The sequence below is a fragment of the Hydrogenophaga sp. PML113 genome (assembly GCF_001777155.1).
Classification (GTDB): domain Bacteria; phylum Pseudomonadota; class Gammaproteobacteria; order Burkholderiales; family Burkholderiaceae_C; genus Hydrogenophaga; species Hydrogenophaga borbori.
In genome coordinates this window covers 21241-42174 of the sequence record NZ_MIYM01000005.1, presented here as the reverse complement: position 1 = coordinate 42174, position 20934 = coordinate 21241, and the positions used below count along the sequence as shown (strand labels likewise).

Below are 20934 nucleotides of genomic sequence, written 5' to 3'. Positions count from 1 at the left end.
ACGTCAGCGCGGGGCGGCGTCCGGCGCGAGCGGTGAGTTCGCCGGCAGCTCGGTGGCCTGCACCACCTTCACCGCGCGGCCTTCCTCCAAACGGTCCAGGCCTTCGAGCACCACCGGTTCGCCCTCGGCCAGGCCCTTCGTCACCACGGTGCGCCCGCCGCTGGCCGGGCCCAGCACGAGGTCGCGCACGCGGGCCTTGTTGTCGGCGATGACGTAGACATAGCTGCCGCGCGAGCCGTGCTGCACCGCGTCGGTGGGGATGGTCACCGCGCCGGGCAGCTGGCGCAGCGCCAGGCGCACGTTGACGAACTGGTTGGGAAAGAGCGCGTCGTCCGCGTTCTCGAAGCGCGCCTTCAGGCGCAGCGTGGCGGTGGCGGCGTCGATCTGGTTGTCCAGCGTATCGAGGCGGCCGACGGCCAGGCGCTGGCGGTTGTCGCGGTCCCAGGCCTCGACCACGGGTGGGGGCTTGTCCGCGTGCGCGGCGCGCACGTCGGCCACCTGGGGCTCGGGCACGCTGAAGAGCACGGCCACGGGCTGCGTCTGCGTGAGCGTGAACAGGCCGTTGGCGTCGTTGGCGGCGATCAGGTTGCCGGCGTCCACCCGGCGCAGGCCCACGCGGCCCGCGATGGGCGCCTCGATGCGGGTGTAGGAGAGCTGCAGCCGCGCGTTGTCCACCTGCGCCTGGTCGGCCTTGAGCGTGCCGCGCAGTTGCTGCACCAGCGCGGCCTGGCGGTCCAGCTGCTGGCGGGCGATGGCGTCGCGCGTGAAGAGCTGCTCGTAGCGCGCGAGTTCGCTCTCGGCGTTGCGCAGCTGGGCCAGGTTCTGCTGCTGCTGGCCCTGCGCCTGGGCCAGCGCCACGCGCAGCGGTTCCGGGTCGATCTCGGCCAGCAGCTGGCCGCGCGCCACGCGCTGGCCTTCGCGCACCAGTACGCGGGCCAGCTGGCCCGCGACGCGGCTGCGCACCACCACGGTGTTGTAGGGCGCCACGGTGCCAACGGCGCGCGCCTGCACGGTGAAGTCTTCGGTGCGGGCCGGCTCCACGCGCACCGCCACCGGGCCGCGCCACTGGCTGGGCGCCGGCGGCGGCGTCTGCGGCGGGCGCAGCAGAAACCACCAGGCCGCCGCGCCCCCGGCCAGCAACAGGCCCAGCCAGAGCAGGCCGCGCGCCCAGGAACGGTGAGACGGGGGCGCGGGCGTTCGATCGGATTCGGGCATGGGAACAGCGTGGAAAGCGCGGGCGGCGCGGCGCGCGCGAGGCGCCGCGGGGCGCGTCGGGGGGGTATCGCGGCAAATGATAGCCAGTCGCAACAACACCGACCTGAAAGACCCGGCCGCGCGGGCGCCCTCGCCGCGGCCGCGCGCGGGGGCACCGGGCCCTTCAGCGGGAATGGCCGAGCAGGTGGTCGCGAAACGCCAGGGCGATCGGGGACAGGCGCTTGCCGGCCAGGTGCACGATGCTCCATTGCGAGGCGATCGGAAAACCCTGCACGTCGAGCACCACCACGCCGTGCTCGCGCGAGTGGCCGTGCAGCGCGTGCTGCGACACCACGCCCAGCCCCAGCCCACCGGCCACCGCCTCCTTGATGGCCTCGTTGCTGCCCAGCTCCATGCGCACGTCCGGCACGAAGCGCTCGGCCCGGAAATGCCGGTCGCTGGCCATGCGCGTGCCCGAGCCGCGCTCGCGCAGGATGAAGCGCTGCTCGGCCAGCGCGCGCAGCGCCAGGCCCTGGCCGCGGGCCAGCGGGTGGCGCGAGGCGGCGATCACGACCAGGGGATTGGCCATGAACACCTCGCCCTCGACCGCGAGGTCCGCGGGTGGCATGGACATGATGTAGAGGTCGTCGAGGTTCTCGCGCATGCGCTGCACCACGCCGTCGCGGTTGAGCACCTCCAGCGCGACGTCGATGGCGGGGTGCTTGTGGCAGAAACGCCCCAGCAGGCGCGGCACGAAGTACTTGGCGGTGCTCACCACCGAGACCTTCAGCCGGCCGCGCGCCAGGCCCTTGGTGGCCGCCACCTGCTGCCCGAAGCTGTCCCACTCGCGCACCATGGCGCGCGCGGTCCGGGCCAGGTCGAGCCCGGCCGGCGTGAGGTGCACCTTGCGACCGATCACCTCGTACAGCGGCAGGCCCACGGCCTCGCCGATCTCGCGCAGCTGCATGGAGGCGGTGGGCTGGGTCACGTGCATGGCCCGCGCGGCGCCGCTCACGCTGCCGGTTTCGTGCAGGGCGAGAAACAGGCGCAATTGCCGAAAACTCACATTCATAGATTTTTTCCTATGTGAACGCCCGGATAAATCGATTTTACGAAGCACTCTCCATTGCCTAGCATGCCGGCCAACCTGGAGCTTCCCCATGACCGGCCTGCTGGACCCCGCGATCCTGTTCTTCGTTTTCGGCGTACTCGCCGGCGCGCTGCGCTCCAACCTGGAGATCCCGCCCGCCATCGGCAAATTCCTCTCGCTCTACCTGCTGATGGCGCTGGGCCTCAAGGGCGGCTTCGCGTTGGCCGCCGCGGGCCTCACGCCGGCCATGCTCGGCAGCCTGGCCGCGGCGCTGTTCATGGCCTTCCTGGTGCCCGCGCTGGGGTATGCCTTCCTGCGGCACCGCGTCTCCCACTTCGACGCCGCCGCCGTGGCCGCGGCCTACGGCTCGGTCAGCGCGGTGAGCTTCGTTGCCGCCACGCAGCACCTGGAGAACCTGGGGCTGGCGCCGGGCGGGCACATGACCGTGGCCATGGTGCTGATGGAGTCGCCCGCGATCCTGATGGCGGTGCTGCTGGCCAACGCCGCGCGCCACGCCTCGCGCGCGACGATCGTGGTCGGGGCCGGGCAGGCCGCCCTGTCGCCGGGGGCCGGCGGCACGCCGCTGCGCGGCATCCTGCGGGAGTCCTTCACCGACGGCGCGCAGCTCCTGCTGCTGGGCTCGCTGGTGGTGGGCTGGGTCAGCGGTGACGCGGGCCGGGCCGTGATGCAGCCCTTCGCGGGCGACCTGTTCAAGGGCTTGCTGGCCTTCTTCCTGCTCGACATGGGCTTGCTCGTGGCGCGCAATTTCGCCGACGCGCGGCGCGCCTCGCCGGTGCTCATCGCCTATGCGGTCCTGGGCCCGCTGACGCACGCGGCCATCGCCCTCGCCCTGGCGCGCCTGCTCGGCCTGCCGCCGGCCGACACGGCCCTGCTGATGGTGCTGAGCGCCAGCGCGTCCTACATCGTGGTCCCCGCCGTGCTGCGGCACGCCGTGCCCGAGGCCAACCCCTCGCTCTACCTGGGCCTGTCGCTGGGCCTGACCTTCCCGCTCAACATCCTGCTGGGCATCCCGCTCTACACCTGGCTGGCGACGGCGCTCTGAGGCGGCGCCTCAGCCCAGGCCGCCGCCGCGCACCCAGGCGGCGCGCGCGGCGATGGCGGCGCGCTCTTCGGGGCCGATCCGATCGAGGTGCCTGATCTGCGGCGCCAGCCGCGGGTGCGCCGCGAAGCGCGCCGCGTGGCGCACCAGGAAGTCCCAATACAGGGTGGTGAACGGGCAGGCACGATCGCCCGTGCGCTGCCCGGGGTCGAAGCGGCAGCCGCGGCAGTGGTCGCTCATGCGCTCGATGTAGCGGCCGGTGGCGATGTAGGGCTTGCTGGCGAGCAGGCCACCGTCGGCGTACTGGCTCATGCCCAGCGTATTGGGCAGTTCGACCCACTCGACCGCGTCCACGTAGACGCTGAGGTACCAGGCATGCACCTGCTTCGGCTCCACGCCGTACAGCAGCGCGAACAGGCCGGTGACCATGAGGCGCTGGATGTGGTGCGCATAGCCGTGGCGCAGCGTCTGCCCGATGGCATCGGACAGGCAGCGCATGGGCGTGTCGCCGCTCCAGTACCAGGCCGGCAGCGCCAGCCGCGCGTCCAGCGCGTTGTGGTCGGCGTACGCCGGCATCTTCAGCCAGTAGACGCCGCGCACGTACTCGCGCCAGCCCAGGATCTGGCGGATGAAACCCTCGGCCGAGGCCAGGGGCACGCGCCCCGCGCGCCAGGCGCCCTCGGCGGCGGCGACCAGTTCGCGCGGATGGAGCAGCTTGAGGTTGAGCGCCGCCGAGAGCTGCGCGTGGTAGAGCCAGGGCTCGCCGCCCCACATGGCGTCCTGCCAGTGGCCGAAGTGCGCCAGGCGCTCGTCGATGAACTGGTGCAGCGCCTGCAGCGCCTGCGCGCGCGTCACGGGCCAGCCGAACGGCTCGGCCTGACCGGGATGCTCGCCGAAGCGGGCGCGCACCAGCGCGATCACCTCCGCGGTGAGCGCGTCGGGTTCGAAGCGCGCGGGCGGCGGCAGGAAGCCCGGGCCCTGCGTGCCGAAGGCCGACCGGTTCTCGCTGTCGAGGTTCCAGACGCCGCCGCAGGGGCCGTCGCCGTCCATGAGCACGCCGTGTTCTCGCCGCATCTCGCGGTAGAAGGTCTCCAGGCGCAAGGTCCGCCGCCCGCGCGCGTGCCGGGCGAAACGCTCGGCGCTGCAGAAGAAGTGCCGGTCCTCCAGCAGATCGAGCGGCGTGTCGCCCACCGCCAGGCGCAGCGCCTGCAGCACCCGCCAGTCGCCCGGCCAGGTGAGCCGCACGCGCTGCGGGCGCCAGCGCACGAGCGCCTCGCCCAGCGCATCGGCCAGGCCGCCTTCGCGCAGGGTTTCGTAGTCGAGCGGCAGGCCCCGCTCGCGCAGCGCGGCCGCGAAGTGCCGCATCGCGGCCAGGAACTGCACGATGCGTTGCTGGCTGCTCCAGACGTGCGTGCTCTCTTCGGTGGCCTCGCACATCCACACGCGGTCGCGCGCGGCGTCGAAGCCATCGAAGGCGCTGCTCTGGGGGTCGAGTTGGTCGCCGAGCACGACGACCAGGTGGCGGCACGGGAGGCTCATCCCGCGCACCTTACACGGCGCCCGGGCGGTGGTTCAGCCCCGCCCGCGAAACACCGGTGGCCGCCGCTCGATGAAGGCGCGCATGCCCTCGGCGAAGGACTCGCCGTCGATCAGCTCGGCCTGGCGCTCGCGCTCCAGCGCCAGCTGCTGCATTAGGTGGTTGCGCTCGCTGGCCGCGAACAGCGCACGGGTCTCGGCGATGGCGTGCCCCGGCAGCGCGGCCAGGCGCCTGGCCAGGGACCAGGCTTCCTGGACCAGCGCGGCGTCGTCCACGCAGGCCCAGATCAGGCCCCAGTCGGCCGCGCGCGGCGCGTCCAGCTTGTCGCCCAGCAGCGCCAGGCCGAGCGCGCGCGCGCGGCCGACGGCGCGCGGCAGCGCCCAGCTCGCGCCCATGTCGGGCACGGCGCCCAGCGCGGGCACGAAAGGCAGGTAGAAGTAGGCCGAGCGCGCGGCGATCACCAGGTCGGCCGCCAGGGCCAGGCCCACGCCGCCACCCGCCGCCACGCCGTTGACGGCGCAGACCACCGGCACGGGCAGGGACCGCAGCTCGGCCACCAGGGGGTTGCCGGTCTGGTCCAGCATCTGGCCCACCTGCGTGCCCAGCGAGCCGCGCGAGGCGTCCTTCGCGCGTTCGCTGAAGTCGTTCAGGTCGGCGCCCACGCAGAAGGCGCGACCGGCGGCGGTGAGGATGAGGGCGCGGATGGACCGGTCCTCGCGCACGCGGCGCAAGGCGTCCAGCGCGCCCTGCTGCAGCGCGGGGCTGAGGGGGTTGAGGCGATCGCCTTCGTTGAGGGTCAGCGTGGCGATGCCTTCGCGTGACTCGAACAGGACGGCTGGCTTCATGGCGGTGTCTCCCGGGCGTGTTCCTTGAAGTAGGTGCGCACCACATCGCCGTCCAGGCGCAGCGCGTGGCAGCCGCCCAGCGGCGAGTGGCGTTGGGTGGCAACGGCCTCGGCATCGGCGAATTCGCCGCTGGCCCACAGCACCTGGAAGGCCGTGCTGGCCAGGGTCGGCAGCAGCTCGGTCATGTGGGTGCAGCCCGCCGTGCCGCGGAACAGGCGCTTGACCGCCAGGGTGAAGCCCGGCTCGATGCGCAGGCCCACGAGCTGTCGGTAGGCCGCCTCGACCCCGCGGCAGTCCGCGTAGGGCGCGTGGTCGCTGGACACGCGGGCGTCGACGATGCGGCGCTCGCGGTCGATGGTCAGGCGCACGCGCATCTGGTGGATGGCCTGGCCCGCCGGCACCGCGCGGTGCACCAGCTGCAGCGGCTGCGGCTTGGTGTCGATGAGCAGGCCGTCGAGGTCGATCAGGCCATCCTCGCGCTCAAAGGCCTCGCATTGGACGCGCCGCAGGTGCAGCGGCCGGCGCCCGCTCATCGCACCGCCTGCGCGGCGTGCACCACGCCGGCCGCGCACAGGGTCTCGATGTCGGCGCATGCGTAGCCGGCCCGCGCCAGCAGCGCGCGCGTGTCGGCGCCCACCACAGGCGCGCGCGTCGGCAGCTGCGCGGGCGTGCGGTCGAAGCGCGGTGCGGGCGCGGGCTGCACCAGGCCGTCCTCGCCGCGCACGAAGGTGCCGCGCGCGGCGTTGTGCGGGTGCGCGGGCGCCTCCGCCATCGACAGCACGGGCGCGAAGCAGGCGTCCGTGCCCTCCAGCAGCGCGCACCAGGCGTCGCGCGTGCGGGTGCGGAACAGCGTTTCCAGCTTCTGACGCAATGCGGGCCATTCGCCGGCCGCCCACTGGCGCTGGAAAGCCGGGTCCTCGATGCCGCAGCGTTCGAGCAACTGGCGGTAGAACTGGGGCTCGATGGCGCCCACGGACACGTAGCGCCCGTCGGCGCATTCGTAGGTGCCGTAGAAATGCGCCGCGCCGTCGAGGAAGTTGCTTTCGCGGCGGTCCTGCCAGAAGCCCTTGGCCATCAGCCCGTACTGGGCGCTCATCAGCAGGGCCGCGCCATCGGTCATGGCGGCGTCCACCACCTGGCCCTGGCCCGATCGCTGGGCCTCGGCCAGCGCGGCCAGCACGCCCACCACCAGCAGCATGCCGCCGCCGCCGTAGTCGCCCACCAGGTTGAGCGGCGGCGCGGGCGGCCGGTCGGCCGGGCCCATGGCGTGCAGCGCGCCGCTGAGCGCGATGTAGTTGAGGTCGTGCCCGGCGGTCTGGGCCAGCGGGCCGCTCTGGCCCCAGCCCGTCATGCGGCCATAGACCAGGCGGGTGTTGCGCGCGCGGCAGGCCTCGGGGCCCAGGCCCAGCTTCTCGGTCACGCCGGGGCGAAAGCCCTCGATCAGCACGTCGGCGGACGCGACCAGCCGAAGCACGGCCTCCACGCCGCGGGGGTCCTTCGTGTTCACGGCGATCGACTGGCGGCCGCGGTCCACGATGCTGTCGTTGCGCATCAGGTCCTCCAGGCCGCCGCGCGAGGGCGGGCCCGGCAGGCGGTCGACCCGGATGACGGTGGCGCCCAGGTCGGCCAGGACCATGCAGGCGAAGGGCCCGGGGCCGATGCCCGCGAGCTCGATGACGGTGAGGTGGGCGAGCGGTCCGGGCATGGGCTCACATGCGCTTGGCGACTTCTTCCAGCATCACCTCGGTGGCGCCGCCGCCGATGGTGAGGATGCGCGCGTCGCGCGCCATGCGCTCCACCGGCGTGCCGGTGATGAAGCCGGTGCCGCCGTGCAGCTGCAGGCAGGTGTGCACCACCTCCTGCAGAGTCTCGGCGCCGAAGGCCTTGAGCATGGAGACCTCGCGCACCGTGTCCTTGCCCTGCTCGATCATGAGCGCGCACTGGTAGGTGAGCGCGCGCACGGCCGCCGCCTTGGAAGCCATCCAGGCCAGCTTGTTGCGCACCACCTGCTGGTCCCACAGCGACTTGCCGAAGGCCTGGCGCTGGCGCACGTAATCCACCGTGAGCTCGATGGCGCGCGCGCAGGTGCCCGAGACCAGCGCGCCCACCACCAGGCGCTCGTTCTGGAAGGTGCCCATGATGTAGTAGAAGCCCTTGCCCTCCTCGCCCAGCAGCGCATCGGCGGGCAGCCTCAGGTCGTCGAAGAACAGCTCGGCCGTGTCGGACGAGCGCCAGCCGTGCTTGTCGAACTGGCGCGTGATCTTGAGGCCCGGGTTGTCCTTCTCCACGATGAACAACGAGATGCCGCGGCTGCCCTTGGCCTCGGGGTCGGTGCGCGCGGCCACGATGTAGATGTCGCCATGCACGCCGTTGGTGATGAAGGTCTTGGAGCCGTTGATGAGCCAGCCGCCATCGGCGGTGCGCTCGCCGCGCGTGCGCAGGCCGGCCACGTCGGAGCCGGCGCCGGGTTCGGTCACGCAGACCGCGCCGACCTTGCGGCCCGCGCAGGCGTCGGGCAGGTACTTCTGCTTCTGCTCGTGCGAGCCGCGGTGCGCGATGTGGCTGATCGACATGTCGCTGTGCACCGTGAGCGCCGAGGCCACGCCGCCATAGCCCGAGCGCGCCAGCTCCTCGCCCAGCACCACCGAGGCCAGCGGCCCCAGGCCGCCGCCGCCGTATTCCACCGGGTGGCGCATGCCCAGGAAGCCCAGCTCGCCCAGCTCGCGGAAGAGGGAGCGCGGAATCTCGCCCGAGGCCTCCCAGGCGTCGGCGAAGGGCACGATGCGTTCCTTGGAGAAGCGGCGCACCTGGTCACGCACCATGCGCAGGTCCTCATCGAGGAAGTCGGGTTCGAGGAATTCGAATTCGGTCATGTGATGCGGCGTTGATGCGGGTCAAGAAAAACCGGGCCCTTTTCATTCATAGTCCGGCGTGTCGGTTTATTTTATGGGCAGGCGCCGGGGCCCGCAAGGCGCCTTGCTACACTCGCGCCGCTCTTTTTCGCCAGGAGGACCCATGCCGCGCATCCGTTCGGACGACTACGAAACCAAGGCCCAGGCCATCATGGATTCGGCGGCGGCCATCTTCGCGAAGGAAGGCTACCCGGCCGCCAAGATGCAGGACGTGGCCAAGGCCTGCGGCGCGACCAAGTCGATGCTGTACCACTACTTCCCCACCAAGGACGACCTGCTGTTCGCCATGCTGCAGGAGCACCTGCAGCGCCTGATCGGCGCGATCGAGGAGGCCCTGGTGAGCAAGGCCAGCGCGCGCGAGCGGCTGCAGATGGTGGTGGAGGCCTACACGCAGAAGTCCGCGCAGTCGCGCCGACGCCACATGGTGGCCATGAACGACGTGAAGTTCCTGCCCAAGGCCAAGCAGACCCCGCTGATCAACCTGCAGCGCCAGCTGACCGAGCAGGTGACCCGGCTGCTGCACGACCTCAACCCCGAGTTGCCGGAGCCGGTCTACAAGCCCTACACCATGATGCTGCTGGGCATGCTGAACTGGACCGACTTCTGGTACAAGCCCTCGGGCGAGGTGAAGCCCCAGGAACTGTGCGACCGGCTGTCGCGGCTGTTCCTCAAGGGCTTCCTGGCCGAGAAGGGCTGAGCCCTCCCCGCCCCCCGGCCGCTCACTGCGCCAGCTTGTAGGTCGACGCCGCCGGATCCGCCTTCAGCAGGAACAGCTTGGGCGCGGCCAGGTGGTTCTCGGCGGTGAAGCCGATCGGCGTCATCGCCCCCGTCTCCAGGTTCTTCAGCTTGGCCAGCTCCGCGTTGGTGCAGTCCGCCGTCAGGGCCTTGCCGCAGCGCTCCATGGCCGTGAACAGGGCGCGGGTCGCCGCGTAGCCGGTGAAGCTGTAGCGGTTCGCGCGGCCGCGCTCCTCGGCCGTCAGGTACTTCTCCATCTTGTCCATGAAGCCCTTGGCCTCGGGCGAGCTCTCCAGGTACACGTAGTCCACCGTGTACACGTTCTCGCCGGCGCTGCCCATCATCTTGGCGCTGGCGGGCACGCGCGACACATAGGTCACGCCCACGGGGATCTTGTGGCCGATGCGCTCCAGCTCCTTGGTCATGGTGATGTTCTCGCCCAGCACGCCGCCGGCCATCAGCGCCTCGGCCCCCGACTGCTTGACCTTCAGGATCTCGGACGAGAAGTCCGACTGGCCCTTCTTGAAGATCTGGCTGGAGACCACCTGCAGCTTCTTTTCCTTGGCCGCGCGCTCGAAGCCCTCGCGCACGTTCTCGCCGTACTCGTCGTCCTGCGAGATCACGGCCCACTTCTTGTTCGGGTACCGATCCGCCATCATCGAGACCAGGCCATACACCGCCTCGCGCATGTCGTAGCCCACGGCGAACACGTTCTTGATGGTGGGCTTGTACAGGCCCTCGTAGGTGGTGATCGGCGCCATGGCCGGCAGACCCGATTGCTTGATGATGGACATGGCCGCCTGCGACTGCGCCGTGCCCGAGATCGAGGTGAAGGCGAAGATCTTGTCGCTGTTGACGAGCTTTCGCACGCCCTGGATGGTGCGCGAGGGCACGTAGCCGTCGTCCTCGGTGATGAGGCGCAGCTTGCGGCCGTTGATGCCACCGGCGGCGTTGGCCTCGGCCACGGCGACCTTGACGCCCAGGTTGTGGGCCACGCCCAGCAGCGCGGGCGGACCACTCAGCGGCAGGATGTCGCCGAGCACGATCTCGGTATCGGTCACGCCTTGCTGCTGCGCGGCGGCGCTGAAGGTGGCGCCCGCGGCCAGCAGGCCGATGGCGAGGGCGGTGAGTCTGCGGTTCATGTTGTCTCCTGGGATGTGATGGCCGTAGCCGTTGGGAAAGCGAAAGATTGGTGGAGCGCCAGCCGCCCCAGCGAGAGACACCGCGGAACTGGCTTTGCCAGGCCGCAGGTGTCGCCCCCTGGAAGGGGGTCGCGCGGAGCGCGGCGGGGGTGCATGTCAATATCGCAGTGGCCAGTGCACCCAGGTGTGGCGCAGGTCGTGCCAGATGCCGCGCAGGCCGCGCGGGTCGAAGCGCAGGAAGGCGATGATCGCGACGCCGTAGAGCACGGTCTTGATCTCGTGCGCGCTGGTGGTCATGGTGTCGGCGAGCCGCCCGCCGATGAAAGACATCAGGCTGGAGAAGACCTCGGGCAGCGTCACGATGAACACCGTGCCCAGCACCGCGCCCAGCACCGAGCCGATGCCGCCCACGATGACAATGGCCAGGGCCTCGATGCTCAGCAGGAAGGGGTAACCCTCGACCGACACGAAGCTCATGTAGATGGCCATGAGGCCACCCGCCAGGCCGGTGAGCGCCGCGCTGATGAGAAAGGCCAGCAGCTTGTACTGCACCAGACTGATGCCCATGGTGCGCGCCGCGATGTCGTTGTCGCGCACGGCCACCAGGGCGCGGCCCGCATAGGAGCGGCGCAGGTTGAGCACCGCCAGAACGGCCAGCGCGCACACGCCCAGGCAGAACCAGTAGAAGGCCCGGTCGCTGGACAGGTCCATGCCCAGCACCACGGGCCGCTCGACCATGATGCCGCTGCCGCCACCGGTGAGCTCGCCGCCGGCCAGGATGCCCGCGGTCACGATGTGCGCGAAGGCCAGCGTGGTGATGGCCAGGTACAGGCCGTGCAGCCGCAGCGACGGCAGGCCCACGATGAGCCCGAACAGCGCCGGCAGCGCCGCCGACAGCAGCAGCGCCACCTCCGCCGGCAGGCCCCAGCGCGTGACCGCGATGGCGTAGGCGTAGCCCCCCAGCATGAGGAAACCCACGTGGCCGAGCGAGATCAGGCCGGTGAAGCCGGTCAACACCATCAGCCCCAGCGCGCCCACGGTGGTGAACAGGATGACGGTCAGGTGCGACAGCATGAAGTTGCCGAGCACGAAGGGCGCGAGCGCGAGCGCCGCGAGCAACGCCACCGTCCACCCCTTGACCGCTGGCGAGTCCGTCAGGACGACCAGCTCGCCATAGCCTTGCTTGAAGAAACCACTGCGCATCAGACCCTCTCGATCCGTTTTTCGCCGAACAGCCCGAAGGGCCGCACCATGAGCACCACCAGGATCAACAGGAACCCGGCGATCTCCTTGAGCGTGCTGGGCAGGTAGCCGCCCACCAGGTTCTCCAGCACGCCGATGAACAGGCCGCTGAAGGCCGAGCCCAGCACCGAGTCGAAGCCGCCCAGCACCGTGGCCGGGAAGGCCTTGAGGCCGATCTCGTAGATGGTGGGCGCCAGGCCGTAGATGACCGCGAAGAAGGCACCGGCCAGGCCCGCCAGTCCCGAGGCCGAGGCCCAGGCCACGGCCTGCACGCGCGCGGTGGACACGCCCATGAGCCGCGCGGTCTTCTCGTCCGCCGCCACGGCGCGCATGGCCACGCCGAAGCGGCTGTGGCGCAGGAAGAACCAGAAGCCGCCGATGGCGATCAGCAGCGCCGCGATCACCGTGATCTGGCTCGCGCGCAGGCCGATGTCGCCCAGGTGCACGATGGTGTCGGCGCCCTCCACGTTGAACTTGTGCGGCGCGGCGCCCCAGATCAGCGTCACCAGGGCGCGCAGAACCACCGCCAGGCCCACGGTCACCAGCACCACCGACAGCACCGGCTCGCCGAGCATGGGCCGCATGATGAGGCGCTCGCAGACCAGGCCCAGGGCCGCGCCCACGGCCACCGCGACCACGATGGTGGACACCGCGTCGGTGCCCAGCGCCGTGGCGATGGACCAGGAGGTGTAGGCGGTGAGCATGCCCATCTCGCCTTGGGCGAAGTTGACGATGCCGGTGGCCTTGAAGATGACCGCGAAGCTCATGGCCACCAGGCCATAGATCGCGCCGATGGCCAGCCCGGAGACGACCAGTTCGATGAAGTAGTTCATTCGGAAACCTCCGCGCGACGCGCTGCGGTGAGAGCCCCTTCGGGCGGCCGTGCGGGGCTCATGACGCGCCTCCATAGATCTGTTCGAGCTCGCGCGCGAACTTCTTGTTGATGAGGCCGCGGCGCACCTTCTGCGTCGCCGTGAGTTCGCCGTCGTCGTGGTCCAGCTCCTTCTCCAGGAGCACGAACTTGCGGATGTTCTCCACGCGGGCGAACTTCGAGTTCACCTCGTCCACCACCTGCTGGATCAGCTCGCGCACCTCGCCCATCTGCGTGAGCGACTTGAAGGTGGTGTACGGCAGCTCGCGTTCGGCGGCCCAGCGGCCCACGCTGTCGAAGTCGATCTGGATCAGCCCGCCGAGGAACTTGCGGCCCTCGCCCACCACGATGGCCTCGCGCACGAAGGGGCTGTCCTTGAGCGCGTTCTCGATCTCCGACGGCGCGATGTTCTTGCCGCCGCTGGTGATGATGATGGCCTTCTTGCGGTCGACCACGGCGATCTCGTCCGTCGCGCGCACCTCGACGATGTCGCCGCTGGCGAGCCATCCGTCCGGCGCCAGGATGTCCTGGGTGCCCTTGTCGTCGAACAGGTACCCCTGGAACACGCCCGGTGATCGCACGAACACCTCGCCGTCTTCGCCCACGCGCCATTCCACGCCCGGCATGGCCGGCCCGCAGCTGCCCGGCACGAAGGGCCGCCCCGGCACCTGCACGAAGGCCAGGCCGCCGGCCTCGGTGAGGCCATAACCCTGGCCCACGGGCAGGCCGATGATGTCGAAGAACTTGAGTGTTTCGGGCGAGACCGAAGCGCCACCGCACATGCGGGTGTGCGTGCGGTTCAGGCCCATGTGGCGCTGCATGTTGCGAAACAGCAGCAGGTACCAGAGGCCGAATTCGAGCCGGTCGCCCAGGGCCACCAGCCGGCCGTGCACGGCGCGCCGGTCCGACAGCGCGCGCCCGCGCTGCATGCCCACGCGGTAGAGCCAGCGTTGCACGCGGCCGCTGTCCTTCATGCGGAACTCGAAGTGCTGCTGCAGCTTCTCCCAGATGCGGGGCACGCCCAAGAAAAAGGTGGGCGCGATCTCGCGGATGTTGGCCGACACCGTGTCGATGGATTCGGCGAAGTTCACGCAGCCGCCGGTGAGCAGGTGCAGCACCGTGGAGTAGCCGCGCTCGGCCACGTGGCACAGCGGCAGGTAGCACACCGACTCGAAGCGCTTGTCCACCATCTGGCGCGCCGCCCCATACGAGTAGGCCGCGAAGATGAAGTTGCGGTGCGTGAGCATGGCCCCCTTGGGCGGCCCGGTGGTGCCCGAGGTATAGACGAGGATGTTCACGTCGTCGGGCACCAGCGAGTCGATGCTCTGGTCCAGGCGCTGCTCGGCCAGCGGGTCCTCCTGGATCAACTGGTCGCCCAGCGCCATCAGGTGCTCGTAGCTGTGCGGCTGGCCCGGCGCGTAGCGGCGCAGGCCCTTCATGTCGACGCAGAAGATGTGCCGCAGGTGCGGCAGGCCGGGGCCTTCCTTCATGGCGTCGAGCACCTTGTCGGTCTGCTCCTGGTCGCCGGTGATGGCCACCTTGGCCTGGCAGTGGCCCGCGATGTACTGCACCTCGGCCCAGGGGTTGGTGGGGTAGATGCCCACCACCTGCACGCCCAGCATCTGGGCCCCCAGGTCGGCGTAGAACCACTCAGGGATGTCCTCGGCCGCGATGACGATGCGGTCGCCGCGCTGCAGGCCCAGCTTCATCAGGCCGAGGGCGGTGCGGCGGGCGTCGCGGTAGTAGTCGGCCCAGGTTCGGCCGCGCCAGATGCCCTGCACCTTCTCGCGCAGGGCCACCTGCTGGCCGCGCTCCCGCGCGCGCAGGCGCAGCAGGCCGGGCAGCGTGCCCTCGCCGCGCAGCAGCGTCTGATGGTCAAGCATGGGCGCCCTCCTCGCCGAGGTAGGCGGCCAGCACGGCCGGGTTGGCGGCCACCTCGGCCGGCGTGCCTTCGGCGATCAGGCAGCCGAAGTCCAGCACATAGACGCGGTCGGACAGGTCCATCACCACCTGCATGTCGTGTTCGATCATGAGCACCGCGATACCGAACTCGTCGCGGATGTCGAGCGTGAAGCGCGCAATGTCTTCTTTTTCCTCTCGGTTCATGCCCGCGACGATCTCGTCGAGCAGCAGCAGGCTGGGCTCGCAGGCCAGGGCCCGGCCCAGCTCCACGCGCTTTTGCTGGCCGTAGGCGAGCTGGCTCACGGGCTTGTCGCGCAGTTCCTCGATCTCGAGGAATTCGATGATGCGTTCCACCTTTTCGCGCGCGGCGATCTCCTCGCGACGCGGGCGGCCCCAGAAGGCCAGCGCTTCCCACACCGGGTAGCGGAAGTGGATGTGCCGGCCCACCAGCAGGTTCTCCACCACCGTGCCGTGGCGGAACAGGGCCAGGTTCTGGAAGGTGCGGCCGATGCCCAGGCGCGCGAACTGGTGCGACTTCAGGCCCGCGGTGTCGCGGCCCTGGAAGGCGATCCGGCCCTCGCTGGGCGGCAACACGCCGCTCACCAGGTTGAAGGTGGTGGTCTTGCCCGCGCCATTGGGGCCGATCAGGCTCACGATCTCGCCCGGCATGACCTTCAGGCTCACCTCGTTGACGGCCTTCACGCCGCCGAAGCGCTTGGAGATGCGCGTGGCCTCGAGCACGGGGGTCTGATGCGCGGCGCTCATGACAGCCACCTCTTGCGGCGCTTGTAGTGCTTCACGTCTTTCATGCTGGTGCGGCCGGGCTGCGAGCTCAGGCCCAGGTAGAACTCACGCACGTCGGCGTTGCGGCGCAGCTGCTCGCTGGTGCCGTCGAGCACCACGCGGCCGTTCTCCATGATGTAGGCGTAGTCGGCGATGGCCAGCGCGCGGCTGGCGTTCTGCTCGACCAGGAGGATGGTCAGGCCGGTGGTCTCGCGCAGGGTCTGGATGCAGCGGAAGATCTCGCTCACCACCAGCGGCGCCAGGCCCAGCGAGGGCTCGTCGAGCGCGAGCACCTTGGGCCGGCTCATCAGCGCGCGGCCAATGGCCACCATCTGCTGCTCGCCGCCCGAGAGGTAGCCCGCGATGGTCTGGCGCATCTCGGCCAGGCGCGGGAACAGCGTGAAGACCTCGTCGCGCGTCTGCGCCAGGTGGGCGGCGCTCTGCAGGTGCGCGCCGGTGATCAGGTTTTCCTCGACCGTGAGGGTCTGGAACAGGCGCCGGCCTTCCGGCACCTGCACCATGCCCTGGCGCACGATGGCGGGCGCGGGGTCCTTCTCGACCGCGCGCCCGCCGAGCAGGATGCTGCCCTTCTCGATGACGCCGTCCTCGGCGTCGAGCACGCCCGAGACGGCCTTGAGCACGGTGGACTTGCCGGCCCCGTTGGAGCCCAGCAGGGCCACGATCTGGCCGGGGCGCACCTCGAGCGAGACGTCGCGCACGGCCTCGATGGCGCCGCCGTAGACGACCTGGATGTTGTGGATGGCCAGCGCGGGCGCGGGCGATGCGCTGGCGGCGGTAGGGGGTGTCATGGGTGTCTCCGTTCCTCTCCCGCGCATCGCGGCGCGGCAAGAGGTCACTCCTTAATAATTAGTCCGTCGCGTCGGTCTTTAATTGAGGCGAATTATGGTGCCTGGTTCCTGTCGAATCCCTGGGGAATACCCTAGATGGCGGGGACCGCCGAGGCGGTCTGCAGAAGGTCTTTCAATGGCACCGACTCATCGGCCAGGCGCGCCGCGTCCACCGTGCAGGCCTGGGCCAGCGCGCGCTTGGCCAGCATGAAATCGGCGGGCCGGTTGACCGCGTCCACGGCCAGCAGGCGCTCGCCCGCCACATAGAAGGCGCTGAACGACTGCGTGGCCGGGTCGCCGCGCAGCACGCAGCGCTCATGGCCCTGTGACAGGCCCGCCATCTGCAGCTTGAGCGCGTACTGGTCGGACCAGAACCAGGGCACGGCGCGGTTCGGCCTGGGCTTGCCGCCCAGCCAGGACCCGGCCGCGCGCGCCTGCTCCAACGCGTTCGGCACCGATTCGATGCGCAGCTCGCGGCCGTAGAGGCGGCTGAACTGCAGTGTGCAGTCGCCGGCCGCCAGCACGTCCGGGTCGCGCGTGCGCGAGAGCTCGTCCACCGCGATGCCGCCTTCGTCCGCCAGCCCGGCGGCGCGCGCGGCCTCCACATTGGGCAGCATGCCCAGGCCGGCCACCACCAGGTCCACCGGCAGGCGCGCGCCGTCGCGGCAGACCACGGCGCGGACCCTGTCGTCCTCGACCTCGACCGAGGCCAGCTCGGTGCCGGTGCGCAGGTCCACGCCAGCGGCGCGGTGCACGCGCTCATAGAAGGCCGAGACCTCGGTGCCCGCGACGCGCGCGAGCACGCGCGGCTGCAGCTCCAGCAGCGTGACCTCGGCGCCCAGGCCGCGCGCCGAGGCCGCGACCTCCAGCCCCACGTAGCCGCCACCGATGATCAGCACCCGAGCGCCGGGCCGCAGCTGGGCTCGGATGCCTTCGGCGTCGGCCATGTGGCGCAGGTAGTGCAGGTTGCGGGGCCGCTGGCCCGGCGCCAGCCCGGCACAGGACAAGGGCCGGGGCCGCCCGCCGGTGCACAGCGCCAGCTTGTCGTAGGCCAGGGCGCTGCCGTCGGCCAGCACGAGTCGGTGGTTGGCGCGGTCGATGGCCTGCAGGCGCGCGCCGGTCATCAGCTCGATCCGGGCCGTGTCGTAGGCGCTGCGCGGGCGCAGCAGCAGGCCGTCGGCGTCCACCTGGCCGGCCAGCCAGGCCTTGGACAGGGGCGGTCGCTGGTACGGCAGCACGGATTCCTCGCCCAGCAGCGTGATGCGGCCGGGCCAGCCGTTCTGGCGCGCCGACACTGCGAGCTCGCTGCCGGCATGGCCCGCGCCCACAATCACCAGATGCTTGTGCGAAGTCTCCATGCTTACCCTGATGAGTGGTTGATCCAGGTCAATATATAGTCCGTCTCGTCGGTCTAAATATAAACAGCTTCGGGCCCGAGCGCAATGGGGCTGGACACACTTTCAAGGAGCAGCGATGACCAGAACGCGGGCGGACGACTATGAGGACAAGAAGGCCACCATCCTGGACAAGGCCGCCGCGCTGATCGCGCGCAAGGGCTTCGACCAGGCGACCATGCAAGACGTGGCCAAGGCCTGCGGCACCTCCAAGTCGCACATCTACCACTACTTCCCGAGCAAGGAAGAGCTGCTCTACGCCATCGTGCACGACCACATCACGCGCCAGGCCGAGGACCTGACGCGCATCGTGGCGCAGCCGCTGCCGGCCGAGGTGCGCTTCCAGCAGTTCGTGGAGAGCTTCATGCAGGGCGCGGCGCGCGAGCGCGACGAGCACATCATCCTGATGAACGACCTGAAGTACCTGCCGCGCGCGGAGCTGCGCACCATCCGCTCGCTGGAGAGCAGCATGACCGAGCTGCTCAACGGCCTGCTGGAGGAACTCAACCCCGGCCTGATGGAAACCGCACGCGTGCGCAAGCCTTACGCGCTGCTGCTCTTCGGCATGATGATCTGGACCTTCAGCTGGTACCGGCCCTCGGGCGACATCGGCCCGAAGGAGCTGGCGGCGCGCATCTCGCACCTGTTCGTGCACGGGTTCAAGGCGCCGCCGGCGAACGCCTTCAGTTCACCGAGCGCTTCTTCCCCTGCCAGTAAGGCTCGCGCAGCACGTTCTTCATGATCTTGCCCGCGCCCGACAGCGGCAGGGCCTCGCGGAATACCACCTGGCGCGGGCACTTGTAGTTGGCGATGAGCGTGTGGCAGTGGTCGATGATCTCCTGCTCGCTCACGCGCTGACCATCCTTGAGCGCCACCACGGCCATCACCGCCTCGCCCCACTTCTCGTCGGGCACGCCGATGACGGCACACTCGCGCACCGCCGGGTGGGCGTGCACCGCGTTTTCCACCTCGCGTGAGTAGATGTTTTCGCCGCCGCTGATGATCATGTCCTTGACGCGGTCGACGATGTAGATGAAGCCGTCCTCGTCCATCCAGGCGCCGTCGCCGGTGTGCATCCAGCCGTCGCGGATGGCGGCGGCCGTGGCCTCGGGTTTGTTCCAGTAGCCCAGCATCACCTGCGCGCCCCGCACCGCGATCTCGCCCGGCGTGCCGCGCGGCAGCTCCCGGCCGTCGGGGTCGACGATCTTCACGTCCACGCCATAGGCCGCGCGGCCGGCGGCCTGGCGCTTGTGCGGGCCATGCTCGCCATCAAAGTGGAAACGCCAGGGCAGGCTCACCGTGAGCGCGGCCGTCTCGGTCATGCCATAGCCCTGGATGAACTCCCAGCTGGGCAGCTTGGCGATGGCGGCGGCCAGCACGGCGTCGGGAATCGGCGAGGCGCCGTACTCGCAGTAGCGCACGCTGCTGAGGTCGTAGCGCTCGAAGTCCGGGTGGTTCAACATCATGTTGATCATGGTCGGCACGAACAGCACGTAGTTGACCCGGTGGGTCTGTATCGCCTCGAAGGCCAGCACGGCGTCGAACTTGGGCAGGCACACGTGGGTGCCGCCGGCCAGCGTGAGCGCGAAGGCCGGGGACGCGCCGGCCAGGTGGAACAGGCCCGCCGAGTGCATGTAGCGCGTCTGGTCCGAGAAGTGCAAGGTGGCGATCCAGTTGATGGACGCCGCGATGAAGTTCTTGTGCGAGAGCATCACGCCCTTGGGGTGGCCGGTGGTGCCGCCCGTGTAGTAGATGCCGCAGAGCTCGTCGTCGCGGCCGCATTCGTCGGCCATGGGCGGCGTGCGCGCGATCAGCGCCTCGTAGGCCTGCATGCCGGCGGGCGTGGGCGCATCGCCCATGTGCACCACCCGGTCCATGGGGTGGCCCTTGAGCAGTTCGGGCACCTGCGCCGCGAAGCCGTCGTCCACCACCAGGCCCGCGCAGCCGGCGTCCTGCAGGCTGTAGACGTTCTCGGGAATGGCCCAGCGCGTGTTCAGCGGCACGATCACCAGGTTCGCCCAGGCGGCGGCGAAGAACAGTTCGATGTAGTTGTCGCTGTTGAACGCCAGCACGGCCAGGCGGTCGCCCGGCCGCAGGCCGAGCCCGCGCAGGCCGGCGGCCAGGCGCGGCACGCGCTCGCCCACCTGGGCCCAGCTGCGCTGGCGGTGTTTGTAGAGGGTGGCGGCGAAGCGGTGGCGGGTCTGCACCGCCCGTGTGAGTGCCTGTGTCAGCTGCATGAGTGTCTCCTGCTCCCGACTTTATAGCGCCGGGTGCTTCTGCGGCAGCGGATACCTGGGGTAGCCGGCGGCCACGCCGTACTCGCTGATGCCGATGCCGGTCTCGCCGTCCACGCTCACGCGCACCACGTGGTCGCCCAGGGTTCGGGCGCGTTGGCGGGTGAGCGGATCGTCCAGGTTCCAGGCGTCGTGCGCCTCGGCGTAGGCGCCCTTGTCGTCGCCGTGGTTCCAGCCGCCCCAGCCGCCATACAGCCCACCCTTGAGGTAGTAGCGCGCGGGCAGGGCCTCGACGCGGATCAGACGCGAGCCACCATCGGCGAAACCCAGCGTGAACTCGCCCGAGGCGATGGTCTGGCCCAGCGGGTCGTCGGCCCATTGCAGCTCGTGCGCCACCGATGCGACCTCGTGGTGGCGCACGCTGCCGTCAGGCTGGCGTTGGAACGCCGCGCCCGAGAGGTAGTAGGGCTGGCCCGGCTCGCGCTCCTTGAGAAAGATCGACGCGCCCATGCTGGGGGTCTGGAACATGGACCAGGTCCAGAAAAACTTCTTGTGCGTCTGCAGGGGCGGCGCGGCCCAGTCGGTGCGCATCTCCGAACGAACGCCCCAGGAGCGGTCGCGCTGGCCCCACCAGTTGGCCGGCTCGACCGCGTGGCGCTCGCCGTTCACCTGCAGCCAGCCGCGCCAGCGGCCGAACTGGGCCACGCGCGCCAGGTCTTCCTCGACCGCGCCGTCGCGCTCGCGCCGGCTCTGCTTTTCCTGCGCCGCGGGAAAGCTGGCCTCGAAGTCCAGCTCGAAGGCGATGCCCGAGGCGTTGTCGCGCAGTGCCAAACGGTGCAGGCGCTGCCCTTGAACGATGTCCAGGCGCAGCGGGCCGACCGCCAGGTCCAGCGGGTTCGCGCCCAGGCGGCGCGAGGCACGAAAGTTGAACTGCGTACGGCCCACGGTGACGCCAGCGAACGCGTCCATGACGCCGCGGTTGGGGTAGTAACCGAAGCCGACGTCGAGGATCAGCGGGCGGCCGTCGAGCGGGTGCGCGGTGTACCACCAGCGCTCGGTGAAGCGCGGATCGCCGTGGCCGGCCTGAGCGAAGGTGCCGGGCGTCTGGTGGCCGGGCAGGTCGTCCTGGGGGGTCAGCATGGGAT

General features: G+C 70.3%; 19 protein-coding genes. 3 read left to right on the top strand and 16 right to left on the bottom strand.

Features of this window, described 5'->3' with window-relative positions:
• Positions 1-3: 3 nt before the first annotated feature.
• Complete coding sequence (locus BHU06_RS11200; RefSeq protein ID WP_070399276.1) at positions 4-1215, bottom strand: efflux RND transporter periplasmic adaptor subunit; 1212 nt, start codon at positions 1213-1215, stop codon at positions 4-6.
• 163 nt (positions 1216-1378) lie between these two features.
• Positions 1379-2266, bottom strand: a complete 888-nt coding sequence (locus BHU06_RS11195; RefSeq protein WP_070399275.1) for a LysR family transcriptional regulator — start codon at positions 2264-2266, stop codon at positions 1379-1381.
• A gap of 88 nt (positions 2267-2354) precedes the next feature.
• Between BHU06_RS11195 and BHU06_RS11190 the strand changes: the two genes are divergently transcribed.
• The gene (locus tag BHU06_RS11190) at positions 2355-3347 is read left to right on the top strand and encodes a sodium-dependent bicarbonate transport family permease (protein WP_070399274.1); all 993 of its coding nucleotides are present in this window, start codon (positions 2355-2357) and stop codon (positions 3345-3347) included.
• A 9-nt stretch (positions 3348-3356) separates the two neighbouring features.
• Here BHU06_RS11190 and BHU06_RS11185 read toward each other — a convergent pair whose 3' ends face one another.
• The 5 genes from BHU06_RS11185 to BHU06_RS11165 are packed head-to-tail and all read right to left on the bottom strand — an operon-like array spanning position 3357 to position 8599.
• A complete protein-coding gene (locus BHU06_RS11185; protein ID WP_070399273.1) occupies positions 3357-4883 on the bottom strand; it encodes a cryptochrome/photolyase family protein in 1527 nt (508 codons plus the stop codon).
• 33 nt (positions 4884-4916) lie between these two features.
• Positions 4917-5726, bottom strand: a complete 810-nt coding sequence (locus BHU06_RS11180) for an enoyl-CoA hydratase-related protein (protein ID WP_070399272.1) — start codon at positions 5724-5726, stop codon at positions 4917-4919.
• The gene (locus tag BHU06_RS11175; RefSeq protein WP_070399271.1) at positions 5723-6259 is read right to left on the bottom strand and encodes a DUF2889 domain-containing protein; all 537 of its coding nucleotides are present in this window, start codon (positions 6257-6259) and stop codon (positions 5723-5725) included. Before BHU06_RS11175 ends, BHU06_RS11180 begins: the two co-directional genes overlap by 4 nt.
• Positions 6256-7431: a CaiB/BaiF CoA-transferase family protein gene (locus tag BHU06_RS11170; RefSeq protein ID WP_070399270.1), complete on the bottom strand. Its 1176-nt coding sequence runs from the start codon at positions 7429-7431 to the stop codon at positions 6256-6258. Before BHU06_RS11170 ends, BHU06_RS11175 begins: the two co-directional genes overlap by 4 nt.
• Before the next feature lie 4 nt (positions 7432-7435).
• A complete protein-coding gene (locus BHU06_RS11165; RefSeq protein ID WP_070399269.1) occupies positions 7436-8599 on the bottom strand; it encodes an acyl-CoA dehydrogenase family protein in 1164 nt (387 codons plus the stop codon).
• A gap of 142 nt (positions 8600-8741) precedes the next feature.
• Here BHU06_RS11165 and BHU06_RS11160 point away from each other — a divergent pair, with 142 nt between their 5' ends.
• Positions 8742-9335 (top strand): TetR/AcrR family transcriptional regulator, encoded by a 594-nt coding sequence (locus BHU06_RS11160; RefSeq protein WP_070399268.1) that lies wholly within the window; start codon positions 8742-8744, stop codon positions 9333-9335.
• A 22-nt stretch (positions 9336-9357) separates the two neighbouring features.
• On the opposite strand, the gene BHU06_RS11155 is transcribed toward BHU06_RS11160, so the two are convergent.
• The 7 genes from BHU06_RS11155 to BHU06_RS11125 form a co-directional block, all read right to left on the bottom strand.
• Positions 9358-10515 (bottom strand): ABC transporter substrate-binding protein, encoded by a 1158-nt coding sequence (locus BHU06_RS11155; RefSeq protein WP_070399267.1) that lies wholly within the window; start codon positions 10513-10515, stop codon positions 9358-9360.
• A gap of 156 nt (positions 10516-10671) precedes the next feature.
• The gene (locus BHU06_RS11150) at positions 10672-11718 is read right to left on the bottom strand and encodes a branched-chain amino acid ABC transporter permease (protein WP_070399266.1); all 1047 of its coding nucleotides are present in this window, start codon (positions 11716-11718) and stop codon (positions 10672-10674) included.
• Positions 11718-12590 carry a branched-chain amino acid ABC transporter permease gene (locus BHU06_RS11145; protein ID WP_070399265.1) on the bottom strand — a complete coding sequence of 291 codons (873 nt, stop codon included), beginning with the start codon at positions 12588-12590 and terminating at the stop codon, positions 11718-11720. Before BHU06_RS11145 ends, BHU06_RS11150 begins: the two co-directional genes overlap by 1 nt.
• Positions 12591-12648: 58 nt before the next feature.
• Positions 12649-14511 (bottom strand): long-chain fatty acid--CoA ligase, encoded by a 1863-nt coding sequence (locus BHU06_RS11140; RefSeq protein WP_070399264.1) that lies wholly within the window; start codon positions 14509-14511, stop codon positions 12649-12651.
• Positions 14504-15295, bottom strand: coding sequence for an ABC transporter ATP-binding protein (locus tag BHU06_RS11135; RefSeq protein WP_070399263.1), 792 nt, complete (start codon positions 15293-15295; stop codon positions 14504-14506). Before BHU06_RS11135 ends, BHU06_RS11140 begins: the two co-directional genes overlap by 8 nt.
• Positions 15292-16122: an ABC transporter ATP-binding protein gene (locus tag BHU06_RS11130; RefSeq protein WP_070399262.1), complete on the bottom strand. Its 831-nt coding sequence runs from the start codon at positions 16120-16122 to the stop codon at positions 15292-15294. Before BHU06_RS11130 ends, BHU06_RS11135 begins: the two co-directional genes overlap by 4 nt.
• 131 nt (positions 16123-16253) lie before the next feature.
• Positions 16254-17519, bottom strand: a complete 1266-nt coding sequence (locus BHU06_RS11125) for an NAD(P)/FAD-dependent oxidoreductase (RefSeq protein ID WP_070399261.1) — start codon at positions 17517-17519, stop codon at positions 16254-16256.
• Between the two features lie 115 nt (positions 17520-17634).
• On the opposite strand from BHU06_RS11125, the gene BHU06_RS11120 reads away from it, so the two are divergent.
• Entirely contained in the window at positions 17635-18297 is a 663-nt protein-coding gene (locus BHU06_RS11120; protein ID WP_070399260.1) for a TetR/AcrR family transcriptional regulator, read from the top strand.
• On the opposite strand, the gene BHU06_RS11115 is transcribed toward BHU06_RS11120, so the two are convergent.
• Positions 18239-19792, bottom strand: coding sequence for a long-chain fatty acid--CoA ligase (locus tag BHU06_RS11115; protein ID WP_070399259.1), 1554 nt, complete (start codon positions 19790-19792; stop codon positions 18239-18241). The genes BHU06_RS11120 and BHU06_RS11115 overlap by 59 nt on opposite strands.
• 21 nt (positions 19793-19813) lie before the next feature.
• Positions 19814-20929 carry a hypothetical protein gene (locus BHU06_RS11110; protein ID WP_070399258.1) on the bottom strand — a complete coding sequence of 372 codons (1116 nt, stop codon included), beginning with the start codon at positions 20927-20929 and terminating at the stop codon, positions 19814-19816.
• Positions 20930-20934 lie beyond the last annotated feature (5 nt).